This window comes from [Leptolyngbya] sp. PCC 7376 (assembly GCF_000316605.1).
GTDB lineage: Bacteria > Cyanobacteriota > Cyanobacteriia > Cyanobacteriales > MRBY01 > MRBY01.
In genome coordinates, this window is the sequence record NC_019683.1 from 4577174 (window position 1) to 4589792 (window position 12619).

Sequence of the window (12619 nt, forward strand, 5' to 3'; positions counted from 1 at the left end):
GATAGATTTACTAGCGAGAAAGAAATTGTTGCTCAAGTCCCAATGTCTCTATATTTAGGTTTTTGGGGCTTTTTAATGCCTAATTTTAGGATGACACGATAAATTTCCACGGCGATCGCCTTCGATACCTCAGTATTGCCCACCAAAATTCCTGATTATTCCAAATAAAAACCTCTCCCGGTTCGGAAGAGGTTCATCTTTTTTCTGACTTTATCTAATTCAAAGTTCAGATTGCATTGCAGCGGTAACAATTAGGCAGAAATATTTTCTTCCCATTTGCGAGGCTTTGCAGCACGGCGAATATTACGCCAAATTTGTGTCGCTGCGAGAGTGCCATCAGCAACAGCGATAGAAACCTGATTTAAACCTTGCTTCAGATCTCCCAGCGCAAAAATCCGATCGTGAGTTGTTTTGCACATATCGTTCGTGACAAGATTTTCACCATTCCACTCCAAGCCATCAATGCCTTTGAGATAATGGTTGTGGTAAATCGAACCCATATTAATTAAGCCCGTTGTCGCTTCAACAATTGTGCCATCTTCTAATTCCACACCACTCATTTTGTGGTTTTCGCCATGGAATTTCGTGATTTTTTGCTCGTAGAGAGGATAGCCATGGGCTGCGAGTTTTGCCTTCATCTCATCGCTCACATCGACTAAACCGTGGGTTATCACAGAGAGATAAGGTGTGAACCAATTCAGAACGAAAGCCGCATTAATCTGGCCTTCTGTACCGGCAATGACAACGGCCTTCTGATCCCACATATCATAGCCATCACAGATCATGCACACATGAAGCGTGTAGCCTGCATAATCATAGACATTCTGCATATCATCAGTCTTCGGCAAATTATCCATAATGCCTGAGGCTGCAATGACATATTTACTGCGGAAGACTGGATAGGTGCTGTCCTTACGACCAACTTTGACCTTGACGGCAAAAGTCTCTCCTTCATCGGTTACATCTTCTACGTAACCATTGAGGGTATCTGCACCCCAGTGAAGAGCATCTTTTTTACTTTGTCTGATAATGTCACGGCCAGGTGTTTCGGGATCAAGTCCGACATAATTTCGGAGATCCTGCATCCAGAGCGATCGCCCACGGCCTTTTTCGATGACCAGACATTTTAGACCATACCTCGCGAGGTAGATAGCTGCGGATAAGCCTCCCATTCCACCACCAACAACGATGGCGTCATAAACGGTATCAAGGCGTGATTCTAGATTTTTACTGGAGAGCTTCATCGCACATATCCCCGCGAAATAAACAAAAATAGATAGAAAGTAGAGATGATTGTCTCGTAAATGCACGAAAACCGAATAATATCGGCGATCGCCATCTACTAAAAAAGCAGGAAGGCTTTTCCTATACCCTCCTGCCCTTAAGTCTAAAGAACTTTAATCAGTGACTGTCAGTGTGGAAAACTAGCCAACAAATTCTTTAACGGGAGCAGAAACGCCAGGAGCAGACTCACCCTTAACATGGGCAAGCATTGTGTCTGCGTCAGAAACCTCGAAAGGATCTGTGGGGCAGTTGTCAGCGAAGTCAGGCTCAACAAACATCTTCTCAATTTCGCCGTCATTAACGAGCATAGAGTAGCGCCAAGAACGCATACCGAAACCGAGGTTTGCCTTGTCAACGAGCATACCCATCTTACGAGTGAACTCACCGTTACCATCGGGAAGAAGGAATACTTTATCAGCACCGATTTCCTTGCCCCACTTGAACATGACGAATGCATCGTTTACAGATACACAAATGATTTCGTCAACGCCATTAGCTGCGAATTCGCTGTAGAGTTCTTCGTAACGGGGGAGGTGGTTAGAAGAGCAAGTAGGTGTGAAAGCACCAGGAAGAGAGAATACAACAACTTTCTTGCCGCCGAAAATGTCAGCAGTAGTTTTGTCTTCCCAACGGTAAGGGTTAGGACCCTCTACTGATTCGTCGCGTACGCGGGTTTTGAAAACTACGTCAGGTACTTTAGCCATGTTGACCTCTTTTAATAGTTTGATAACAGTGAAAGATATTTGCTTTCTGTAAACCAGAATAATTCTTATTTAGGAATAAGTCAACAATAAATCTGTTCGGTTTTTCTGCCAGGGCAAATTATCCCAGAGAAGGCTATGGGCGATCACTGAAAAGAGTCTAAATCGTCTAGCTTAAGCCGAATTTAGGATATAGGGATTGGAGAGGGTTCGAGAAAATAGGTGTGCATTTTTCCTTTGCCTTTGATATCGATTTCACCACGCTCCTCAAATTGATAACGTCCTTTGATGCGTTCATAGGTGGCGGCTGTCACTTGAATTTTGCCCGGTAAACCATGGGATTCCATCCGACTGGCGGTATTGACAGCATCTCCCCACAAGTCATAGATGAATTTTTTCTTGCCAATTACTCCCGCAACAACTGGGCCACTATTAATTCCAATGCGGATGTTCAGGTTCATCCCTCTTCTTTCATTGATTTTTTTGACGGCTCGTTGCATTGCTAATGCCATTTCGGCGATCGCCACAGCATGGTCTTCGCGAGGTTCTGGCAACCCGGCAGCAACCATATATGCATCGCCAATAGTCTTGATTTTTTCTAAATGAAGACTTTCACAGAGATTGTCAAAAGCAGAAAAAATTTCGTTGAGTAAATCAACTAATACCCGAGGAGGATAGTTTTCAGACAATTGAGTGAAGCCAACAATATCAGCAAAGAGAATGGTTACATCACCAAAACCATCGGCCACAGGTTTACTGCCATCCTTAAGCTGTCTCGCAATTGTTGGCGGCAAAATATTCAACAGCAGATTCTCAGATTTTTCTTGTTCAAGCTGGAGTTTTTGATTGGCATCGATCAGGTCTCCAGTGCGTTCGATAACCTGTAACTCCAAATTCTTTGAAACATTGTTGAGGCGACGAATGGCAATAACTAGGCCGGTTAACCCCAACACAAACAAACTCACTAGCAGTATCGCCAAACTAGCCAGATTCAAGCGCGTTTGACGGACTAAAGTATCGAGAGGCTGAACAATTTCGACAATGCCCCGCACGTCACCCACTTTCCAATCTTTTCTGGGAGACTCTGGATGGCTATTGTGGCACTCGACACAACTCGCTTTCATTATGTCGGCTTCGGCATAGCGGAGAGACCAACGATCTGCAAAGGACTCGATATTTGAAAAAACTTTGTCGGGATTTTTCTCTAGAAAGGCGATCGCCTCCCGTTCAAATTTATCGCGCGCACCCCCAGTTTCTTCACGCCCGGGAAAGGGATAGTCACTATAAACTCTTACATTGACGCCTTGTTCGTTTTCACTAATTTTTTCTCCCAACTCAATAAAATAAGTAGCGGGTACGGGGATACCACCTTCAATATCTTTATAGTTGTGGGCAACAGTGATCCCAGGGATATCCCGAATACGCCTAACAACATCGTCACTGTAAAGTGTGCGTGCTACTTGAATATTGTGAAGAGAAATAGCGGCATTCTGACTGGCTTGGGATTCGATGAGTTCACTCGACAATTGCCGAACACTTACGACCGTTAAGGTCGCCCCCACACAAAATAACAGCGTTAATGCTAAGACGATTTTTTCGGAGAGAAAACGCTGCAACGTGAGTCGGATTTTACGAAGGCTAGGCGATCGCTGCATAAAAAATTTGTCCGTGATGCGTCTGGGACATTGAGGAGGTTATTAAGACGGTCGTCAAATGCTGATGTATTCTCTCCGTGGAAATCAGCTTCCGTAAAATTTTGGCAATTGGAGATAATTACACATAAATCGAAATGCACTCTTCGATTCTATCGAGTGTGAATAGATAACGGGCGATCGCCTGAGAAACGACATCGAAAAAACCGGAACCGCTTAGCCTAGAGCATTGGCACTGGAGAAGATTCGAGAAAATAGGTCTTCATTTTTCCTTTGCCTTTAATTTCAATTTCACCACGAGCCTGAAATTCAAAGCGATTCTTGAGAAGTTCATAGGTGGAAGCCGTCACCTGTATTTTGCCTGGCAAACTATGGGATTCCATACGACTCGCGGTATTGACGGCATCTCCCCAAAGATCATAAATAAATTTTTTCTTGCCGATCACCCCTGCAACGACCGGGCCACTGTTGATGCCAATCCGGAGGCGAATGTTGATATTTTTTTCAGCATTAATACGTTGCAATTCCTGTTGCATCATTAATGCCATCTCGGCGATCGCCACGGCATGATCGGGTCTTCGTTCTGGCAAACCCGAAGCAACCATATAGGCATCCCCGATAGTCTTGATTTTTTCCAGTCTCAAACCTTCACAGAGCGTATCAAAAGCAGAGAAAATTTCGTTCAATAAAGCGACCAACTCATGGGGAGGATAACTCTCTGACATCTTGGTAAACCCAACAATATCAGCAAACAAAATCGTGACATCCCCAAAACCATCTGCAACAGGTTCACTGCCATTTTTTAGCTGGGTTGCAATCTGTGGTGGCAGAATATTGAGTAAGAGATTATCTGACTTTTCTTGCTCGACAAGGAGTTGTTGATTTGCATCCACAAGATCCGCAGTCCTCTCAATCACCTCAAGTTCAAGGTTTTCAGTGATTTTATTGAGACGACGAATAGCAATCACTAAACCAGAGAGACCCAGCACAAAAAGACTGATTAGGAAGGCGACTAGTTTGAATAAATCAAACTGGGTCTGACTAATCAGACCATCGAGCGGTTGAACCACCTCAATAATGCCGCGCACATCACCCACCTTCCAGTCTCTTTTTGGGGAATCGGGATGACTGTTATGGCAAGCGATACAGCTCGGTTTCATCACATCGGCAACAGCATAGCGCAAAGATAAGCGATTCGTTACCGTTTCAATATTAGAGAAGGCAGCTTCGGGGTTAGTCTCTAAAAAGGCGATCGCCTCCCGCTCAAAATCATCCCTTGCTCCACCTGTTTCTTGACGCCATGGGAAAGGATGATTACTAAAAAGACGAACGCCACTGCCCTTTTGAGAATTACTAATCTCCTCCCCCAACTCAATAAAATAGGTAGCCGGAAGCGGAATCCCCCCATCCATGTTGTGATAATCATGAGTGATTGTGATTCCCGGTTGCTCTCTCATGCGAGCCACAACACTGTCACTGTAGAGCGTTCGTGCAGTTTTGAGATTCTCGACTGAGACCTCCGCATTTTGTAAGGCTTGTGATTGAATTAAATGCTCTGACAGCTGCCACACACTAAAAATAGTCAAGGTCGTGCCTACGCAAAATAACAGCGTCAGTACCAAAATGATTTTCTGGGAGAGAAGGCGCTGTAGTAAAAATCGGGCTTTTCGCAATAGAGGCGATCGCTTCATAAAGAGTCAACCTATATCTGTTCTTAGGCAGTAGCTTTTGATCATCGAGGTAGACACTTACGTATCCATCGTAAACGAAGTCATTTCAGATTTGTTTCGGTGATAAATTCTCCTCCTGATCTTAGTCGAACTCAAACTGATGTCTAAATGAAGTCACCAGTAGGTTTTCGCAGTCTATCCCTTTACCGATAGCGAAAAGTAAAGCTCGTGGGGGATAATTAGTAAAGAAATGTAAAAACGATTTTAATAAAGGACAAACGCACCATGCGCGTAATCTTAATGACAGGAAAGGGAGGTGTCGGTAAGACCTCTGTTGCAGCAGCTACAGGTCTGCGTTGTGCGGAGCTTGGTTACAAAACCCTTGTCCTGAGTACTGACCCCGCCCACTCTCTCGCTGATAGTTATGACATTGAGTTGGGTCATGATCCAATCGAAGTTAAGCCCAACCTATGGGGAGCCGAACTTGATGCCCTCAGAGAACTCGAAGGTAACTGGGGCGCAGTAAAACGCTATATCACCGAAGTCCTTCAGGCTAGAGGTCTAGATGGTGTGCAAGCAGAAGAGCTGGCAATCCTACCTGGCATGGACGAAATTTTTGGTTTGGTGCGAATGAAGCGTCACTATGACGAAGGCACCTATGATGTTCTCATCATTGACTCAGCACCGACAGGAACAGCATTACGCCTCCTCAGTTTGCCAGAAGTAGGTGGCTGGTATATGCGTCGTTTCTATAAGCCATTGCAAGGCATGTCTGTCGCACTCCGTCCCCTCGTAGAGCCTATTTGGAAACCATTGGTTGGTTTTTCTCTACCTGATAAAGAAGTCATGGATGCGCCCTATGAGTTCTATGAGCAGATTGAAGCGCTCGAAAAAGTTTTAACGGACAACACTGTCACTTCTGTACGCTTGGTGACGAACCCTGAACGCATGGTGATCAAAGAATCCCTGCGCGCCCATGCTTATTTGAGTCTCTATAATGTCTCGACGGATATGGTAGTGGCCAACCGCATTATTCCTGACAGCGTCAATGATCCGTTCTTTGCTCAGTGGAAGGAAAATCAAAAGATTTATAAAAAAGAAATCCACGACAATTTCCATCCTTTGCCTGTGAAAGAGGTGCCTCTCTACACTGAAGAATTGTGTGGTTTAGCGGCGCTTGAACGTCTTAAGACAACGCTTTATGGTGACGAAGATCCAACGCAGGTTTATCACAAGGAAGATACGATGCGGATGGTTCAAAATGATAAAACCTATAGCCTAGAGTTGTATCTACCAGGTATTCCGAAGGAGCAAATCCAACTTAATAAAACTGGGGATGAGCTGAATGTTCGTATTGGTAACCACCGTCGAAATTTAGTTTTGCCTCAGGCTTTAGCGGCTCTCCAGCCTTCTGGCGCGAAGATGGAAGATGATTTCCTCAAGATTAAATTTGCAGCTTAGATATTAGTCTCGAATTTGGTCATTATTCAAATTGATAATGTTTTGTCTCTCTGTCTCTGTTTTGGGATGGAGAGTTTTTTTATTTGCTCTTATAGTTGAAGTGAAGCGTTGGCAGGACATTATCGATGATGGATGCAGAACAGGAAAAGAATTGGGCGATCGCCTGTCATGTGGCGAGTTTGGCGTGGATTCCCTTATCCTTGATCGGGATTGGAGCTATTCCATTTTTAAATATTCTGGCCCCAGCAGGCATCTGGTATCTCAAAAAAGATGAATCTAAATTAATTGATGAGCATGGAAAAGAGTCGCTAAATTTCCAGATCTCAATGTCAATTTATGGCGCAGTAGCCGGTATTGTTCTGGCGCTAATTGTCGCTGTTCTCGTCTTTTTCATGTTTATTGCCGGAGCAACAGACGGTAATTTCTTTGCGGTGATTATCAGTTTGGCGACAGGAATCGGCCTCTTTGCAGCAATCATTGCTTTGGTGGCGATCGCCGTTTTCCAAGTCGTTGTTGTCGTTAATGCGGCGATGAAAGCAAAGGAAGGGCAAATGTATCGCTACCCCTTTAACCTCAGATTACTGTAAGCGTCTATCGTTAATTTTTGAGCCTATACATTCAAAATACAGACAAGAAAAAAGCGATCGCCATGCAGTCAGATTTAGTCGCAACTAGTAAATTTTTAAGCTATGTCTTGCGTCATCATCCGGCGGCAATCGGTATCACTCTGGACAAACAGGGTTGGATTAACGTCGATAAATTATTGTTGGCTATTCAGCAATCTGGCCGGAATATTTCCCTAGAGCTTTTGCAAGAAGTTGTTTTTACCAATGACAAACAACGGTTCGCTTTCAGTGCTGATGGTCAGAAAATTCGCGCAAATCAAGGTCATTCGATTGATATTGATTTAGCTTTGGAGTCACAGCTGCCACCACAAATTTTGTATCACGGTACAGCACAACGATTTTTAGAGGCAATCCAAGCAGAAGGCCTCAAAAAAATGCAGCGGCATCATGTCCATCTCTCTCCAACTTTGGCGATCGCCGAAGCCGTTGGTCAGCGCCATGGCAAAGTTGTAGTCTTAGGTATTACGGCTCGGACAATGCATATGAAAGGCCATGAATTTTTCCTCAGTAATAATGGCGTTTGGCTAACGGATCATGTGCCACCTGAATTTATGTCTATCGTGCAGTGAGCAAAGTGTTCATAGAAAATCTCTGTATTTTTCCAGAGAGAAGAACCACCCATTTTTTGGCGCGATGGTAAATGTCCGAGCGGCGCTTTTGTTTTAAATTGGAAATCGGCGACGACGTTACGTGAACGTGGCACAATTTCCCATCCAAGTTCATGGCAAAACTGAGGATATTTACCATTAACTTGTCGGTAAATTTCAAGCTGTTTCGAAAATCCAAAACGTTCTTTACTGTATTTCAGCCACAGCTGATCAATGGTGAGTAATACTTCACAGGGGATATGGGGCAGATCCTGGGGAAAAAGAAATTTTTTCTCATTTTTATGGATAGATTTGTTGATTAATTTCCAGGTTTCATTATCCGCAGCCTGCCAACGTCGCCACTTTAAATAATTTTCTAGCTGTTGGTAATGGATAATTTCCTGTGGAATCGATTTTGATGCTGGCTCTTGAATCTGAATCTTCTGGGCTAGTTTATGTTTCCCATTAAAGTTAGGCGCTTTTGGTTGCTCCAATGGCATCGTCGGCTGATGAGCAGGATTAATGTATTTGGCCTTTGGGACAAAACCAGAATTTGGTGGAATAAATGATTCTAAACCAGTACTTTTCAGTCGGCGGCGAATGCGTTTAATTCTCTGTTCGACTTGAGTTGCAGACTTGAGGCGATCGCCCAATGATGGCGCAATTAGATCATTAATGAGTGACACAAACGCTTTGCTGAGTTGTTTTTCGGTTGGGATGAATTTTGTCCATAGCCATTGATTTTGCTGAAAATCGAACATCTCTAGCGTTGTTTGCTCTGTGATGAGTTCGATGCAGATAACGCCGAGGCTATAGAGATCACTGGCTTGCACAACTTTGCCACGATGTTGTTCTGGGGCCATATATTCAGGCGTTCCGATGATGGTTGCACCACCTAAAAGTGCTGTTTCAGACAAAATTCTTGAGGCACCAAAATCAATTAAGACCCATTTTTTATCAGTGTCTCGATAAATTAAATTGTCGGGTTTCAGATCGCGATGAATAATTTTATATTGATGAATATATTTCAGAATCCCAACAACTTCTTGAAGAAAATCGAGGATTTCAATCTCTGTGATAGGAGCAGATTTCGTCTCAATTTTCGAGGTTAATGTATCTCCTAAAATCAACTCTTGAATGAGATAAAGATTGTCCGCCTCGTTAAAGTAATCAATAAACTTTGGGATCTGAGGATGTTCTTCTAATTGATATAGCCACTGACTTTCTCGCTCAAAAAGTTCAAGGATTTTTTGTCTAGAAGACGGTGCAACAGTCGGAATATTGAGCTGTTTAATCGCACAACTTTTCCCCTGAACATTAGGATTGCGCTGTACAATTCCCTTAAATGTGCGACCAAAGCCACCACTCCCTAACAAGGCGATCGCCCAATAGCGTTCTTTTAGAAATAAAGGCGCACCACAAGCTGAACAAAAATGACTGCCCTGGGCATTGTCGATATTTTGACAAGCAGGATGAAAGCACAGCATTTTAATATCCCTAGGTAGTCGCACACTCTCTACTTTTAACTCTAGGGGAGTTCAGCTTTGGCACTAAATACGAGTTAACAAAATGAATGAAAAGTGACTCGCAAAAATAGCAGCATTAAACTAGAGGCGATCGCCTCTAGTTTTTCTTCTCTTATGTCCAAGCCTCATCCACATCCATATTGCATTCTTCATGGATATACGCAGGCTTTTCCTTGCGAGGAAGCTGACCAGATAAAACAAGATGCGCCATCGTATCGCAAATAACGCGAGTTGCCATAAGAGAAGTCATATCGCTGACATCATAAGGCGGTGAAACTTCCACGATTTCTAACCCACACACAGGCGCACGTTGGACAATCTTGCCAAGGAGAGCGAGCGCTTCACGGGGCAATAAACCACCGGGTTCTGGCCAACCAGTACCGGGGACAAATCCTGCGTCAATGCAATCAATATCAAAACTGATATACACACAATCAGTACCATCTAGGGCACGTTCGAGTGCAAACTCTGCGGCGGCATCAATCCCCATTTCCGTAATATCAGTCACTGTCAAAATATTGGTTGACCGCTCCCGACAAACCTTTACCCCTTGGCGCGGCACTTGCCACCCACCAATTCCCAGTTGCACCAAATTTTTCGCTGGGGCATTTGCCATATTGGTCGCATGGAACCAAGGGCAAGTATGCATCCGTTCATCAAGGTCTGTTTCCTGAGTATCAACGTGACGGTCAAAGTGAATAATGCCAACCTTTTTATCGCCTAAATGACGACAAACGCCGCGTACTGTTGGGAAGCCAATAGAATGGTCACCACCGAGAATAATCGGGAATGCGCCCGAACTAAAGACATGGGCAACACCCTTAGAGATTTGGTCAAAGGATTTTTCGTTATTGGCGGGAATGGTAAAGACATCACCCACATCACAAAGGGTGATTTGTTCGCGCAGATCGATACCTAGCTCAAAGTTGTAGGGAGTGTATAAGGCAGAAATACGACGAATACCTTGGGGGCCAAAGCGCGTACCTGGACGATAAGTCGTACCTGAGTCGTGGGGGACACCCATAATGGCAATGTCATATTCCCCAACTTTGCGAACATCTTCGACGTAGGGAGCTTTCAGGAAGGTATTGATGCCTGCATAGTGTGGCAACTCACCTCTTGAAAAAGTAGGAATGCTGCGATCATTGATGCTTGCAGCGGCTTCTAGTCCTAACTCTAAGCCTCGGTCAACTTCTTGTTGCCAACCGGTGAGTGGAAGCTGAGCTTCTTTTTGGAGAGCTTGTTGAGCTTCGCTGGGAGAGCGGAAATCAGGTTGATCACTCATGGTAATGCTAGGTCTGGAGTACGGGCATACTCACGATAACAGTTATGTTTGGGGCGCAATCACATTTGCGAAGTTTATTTGCATTTAAGGAGTTGCTACTTTATCTGAACTATCTCCTCGCATTAATTCCATCAGATGATATTTGTAATCAAGAAACTCCGACGATCGCTTGATTTTGTAGCCAGAGTCGGTGGGCAGGTTAACAATCACTTCTTCTCGTACTTGTCCGGGGTGGGCGGTCATCACATAAACTCGCTGCCCCAGAAATACCGCTTCCTCAACGTCGTGGGTAATGAGTAGCACTGTCGTTTTTGTTTTTTCCCAGAGTTCTAACATGAATTGCTGCATATTTTCTTTGGTCAGAATATCCAACGCACCAAAAGGTTCGTCCATGAGCAGAATTTTGGGTTCTGATGCCAGAGCACGGGCGATCGCCACCCGTTGTTTCATGCCACCGGAAAGCTGTTTTGGGAGAGCATCTTTAAACAGATTTAGACCCACCACGTTGAGATAATACAAAGCCTTTTCGTGACGCTCTCGTTTTGAAATGCCCTGCAACTTTAAACCAAAGGCCACATTATCTAAGACCGATAACCAAGGGTAGAGGGTATAGCGCTGAAAGACCATGCCACGGTCTGCACCGGGCCCAATAATCTTTTGGCCATCGACGGTGACTTCTCCTTCGGAGGCTGATTCGAGTCCAGCAACAATGCGCAGTAACGTTGATTTGCCTGAACCAGAAGCACCCACCACACAAGTAAATTCGCCATCTTCCACATGGAGATTAACGTTTTTGAGAGCGGTAATTTTGCCGTGGCGTGTCGTGAAATATTTGTAGAGCTGGTTAACTTCTAAATGCATGGCTTTCCTCGTAAAAATTGCTTCAAGATCGTCAGAATTCAGGTCAGAGAGTTAATCAAGAGACCAGCGACACATTAGCCGTTGCATCCAGACAAAACACAGATCAATCGTTAAACCGATTAGACCAATGACGATTAGACCAGCAAAAATTTGTTCGGTATTGAGGAATCGTTGAGCAACGCTAATCCTACGTCCCAATCCCTCTGTTGCTGCAACTAATTCTGAAACAATCACGAGGTTCCAAGAAGCGGCAATATTGACCCGACCAGCATCAATGATTTTCGGGAGAACATAGGGAAAAATCACACGAAAAACCACTTGTGGCCTTGTTCCACCGAGAGTATATGTGGCTTCGATTAATTCCTTGGGAACGAACTTGACGGCATCCATCACCATCAAGGTATTGAAAAATAAGGTGCCAATAAAAATCAGTAAAACTTTCGGGGTTTCGCCGACGCCAAAATAGAGGACGAGCAGCGGAATAAACGCGGGTGCTGGCATATAACGGACAATGCCAATAATCGGCTCAAATAAGGCGCGCAGACTGGCAAACACTCCCATCGAAATGCCGAGGGGAATTGAGACAATCACGGCAAAGGTAAACCCAGCCAAGACTCGCAAAACGCTATAGATAATATCTTTTTGGAGATCGCCACTTTGCCACAGTTCGGCGATCGCCCCACCGACGGCAGCGGGAGATGGGAGGAATAAAGGTTTCACCCAACCCTGCGCGGCGATCACCCCCCAGAGAATTAACGGCAACACAATCGAAATTGCCATCAAAGACCAACGGAGCTGCTTCGGAATGCCAGAGGTAATATCCCAAAACAGGGAAGGTTTTAGCATTCGCGTCGGACGTTGGACTTTCGGTTCCAGGGGAGATTTAGTAATCATGGCGATCGCCGCACAGTAGGTGATTTAAAACAACAAGAAACCCTCCAGTTGGAGGGCGGTAGATGCTCCGTT

The 12619-nt window shown here is 44.5% G+C and carries 11 protein-coding genes; 3 read left to right on the forward strand and 8 right to left on the reverse strand.

Annotation, left to right across the window (positions count from 1 at the left end; genetic code table 11):
* Window positions 1-251: 251 nt before the first annotated feature.
* From LEPTO7376_RS20525 to LEPTO7376_RS20540, 4 genes are all read right to left on the reverse strand, one after another.
* Window positions 252-1244 carry an NAD(P)/FAD-dependent oxidoreductase gene (locus tag LEPTO7376_RS20525; protein ID WP_015135959.1) on the reverse strand — a complete coding sequence of 331 codons (993 nt, stop codon included), beginning with the start codon at window positions 1242-1244 and terminating at the stop codon, window positions 252-254.
* A 180-nt stretch (window positions 1245-1424) separates the two neighbouring features.
* The gene (locus LEPTO7376_RS20530) at window positions 1425-1988 is read right to left on the reverse strand and encodes a peroxiredoxin (protein ID WP_015135960.1); all 564 of its coding nucleotides are present in this window, start codon (window positions 1986-1988) and stop codon (window positions 1425-1427) included.
* Between the two features lie 182 nt (window positions 1989-2170).
* Window positions 2171-3640 carry an adenylate/guanylate cyclase domain-containing protein gene (locus LEPTO7376_RS20535; RefSeq protein ID WP_015135961.1) on the reverse strand — a complete coding sequence of 490 codons (1470 nt, stop codon included), beginning with the start codon at window positions 3638-3640 and terminating at the stop codon, window positions 2171-2173.
* 218 nt (window positions 3641-3858) lie between these two features.
* Window positions 3859-5223, reverse strand: a complete 1365-nt coding sequence (locus LEPTO7376_RS20540; RefSeq protein WP_315861543.1) for an adenylate/guanylate cyclase domain-containing protein — start codon at window positions 5221-5223, stop codon at window positions 3859-3861.
* Between the two features lie 369 nt (window positions 5224-5592).
* Between LEPTO7376_RS20540 and LEPTO7376_RS20545 the strand changes: the two genes are divergently transcribed.
* From LEPTO7376_RS20545 to LEPTO7376_RS20555, 3 genes are all read left to right on the forward strand, one after another.
* Window positions 5593-6768, forward strand: a complete 1176-nt coding sequence (locus tag LEPTO7376_RS20545) for a TRC40/GET3/ArsA family transport-energizing ATPase (RefSeq protein WP_015135963.1) — start codon at window positions 5593-5595, stop codon at window positions 6766-6768.
* A 125-nt stretch (window positions 6769-6893) separates the two neighbouring features.
* Window positions 6894-7355 carry a DUF4870 domain-containing protein gene (locus LEPTO7376_RS20550; RefSeq protein WP_015135964.1) on the forward strand — a complete coding sequence of 154 codons (462 nt, stop codon included), beginning with the start codon at window positions 6894-6896 and terminating at the stop codon, window positions 7353-7355.
* A gap of 17 nt (window positions 7356-7372) precedes the next feature.
* Complete coding sequence (locus LEPTO7376_RS20555; protein WP_264308924.1) at window positions 7373-7963, forward strand: RNA 2'-phosphotransferase; 591 nt, start codon at window positions 7373-7375, stop codon at window positions 7961-7963.
* On the opposite strand, the gene LEPTO7376_RS20560 is transcribed toward LEPTO7376_RS20555, so the two are convergent.
* The 4 genes from LEPTO7376_RS20560 to LEPTO7376_RS20575 all read right to left on the reverse strand — a co-directional run bounded on the left by LEPTO7376_RS20560 (window position 7927) and on the right by LEPTO7376_RS20575 (window position 12547).
* Window positions 7927-9468: a serine/threonine-protein kinase gene (locus LEPTO7376_RS20560; protein ID WP_015135966.1), complete on the reverse strand. Its 1542-nt coding sequence runs from the start codon at window positions 9466-9468 to the stop codon at window positions 7927-7929. The two genes, LEPTO7376_RS20555 and LEPTO7376_RS20560, sit on opposite strands and share 37 nt — an antisense overlap.
* Before the next feature lie 151 nt (window positions 9469-9619).
* Window positions 9620-10792 (reverse strand): agmatinase family protein, encoded by a 1173-nt coding sequence (locus LEPTO7376_RS20565; protein ID WP_015135967.1) that lies wholly within the window; start codon window positions 10790-10792, stop codon window positions 9620-9622.
* 84 nt (window positions 10793-10876) lie between these two features.
* Window positions 10877-11653 carry an ABC transporter ATP-binding protein gene (locus LEPTO7376_RS20570; protein ID WP_015135968.1) on the reverse strand — a complete coding sequence of 259 codons (777 nt, stop codon included), beginning with the start codon at window positions 11651-11653 and terminating at the stop codon, window positions 10877-10879.
* Between the two features lie 51 nt (window positions 11654-11704).
* A complete protein-coding gene (locus LEPTO7376_RS20575; RefSeq protein ID WP_015135969.1) occupies window positions 11705-12547 on the reverse strand; it encodes an ABC transporter permease in 843 nt (280 codons plus the stop codon).
* Window positions 12548-12619: the final 72 nt, after the last annotated feature.

Coding starts and splice junctions, on each gene's coding strand:
- LEPTO7376_RS20525 (WP_015135959.1), bottom strand. CDS start 1,244: ATGAAGCTCTCCAGTAAAAATCTAGAATCACGCCTTGATACCGTTTAT.
- LEPTO7376_RS20530 (WP_015135960.1), bottom strand. CDS start 1,988: ATGGCTAAAGTACCTGACGTAGTTTTCAAAACCCGCGTACGCGACGAA.
- LEPTO7376_RS20535 (WP_015135961.1), bottom strand. CDS start 3,640: ATGCAGCGATCGCCTAGCCTTCGTAAAATCCGACTCACGTTGCAGCGT.
- LEPTO7376_RS20545 (WP_015135963.1), top strand. CDS start 5,593: ATGCGCGTAATCTTAATGACAGGAAAGGGAGGTGTCGGTAAGACCTCT.
- LEPTO7376_RS20550 (WP_015135964.1), top strand. CDS start 6,894: ATGATGGATGCAGAACAGGAAAAGAATTGGGCGATCGCCTGTCATGTG.
- LEPTO7376_RS20560 (WP_015135966.1), bottom strand. CDS start 9,468: ATGCTGTGCTTTCATCCTGCTTGTCAAAATATCGACAATGCCCAGGGC.
- LEPTO7376_RS20565 (WP_015135967.1), bottom strand. CDS start 10,792: ATGAGTGATCAACCTGATTTCCGCTCTCCCAGCGAAGCTCAACAAGCT.
- LEPTO7376_RS20570 (WP_015135968.1), bottom strand. CDS start 11,653: ATGCATTTAGAAGTTAACCAGCTCTACAAATATTTCACGACACGCCAC.
- LEPTO7376_RS20575 (WP_015135969.1), bottom strand. CDS start 12,547: ATGATTACTAAATCTCCCCTGGAACCGAAAGTCCAACGTCCGACGCGA.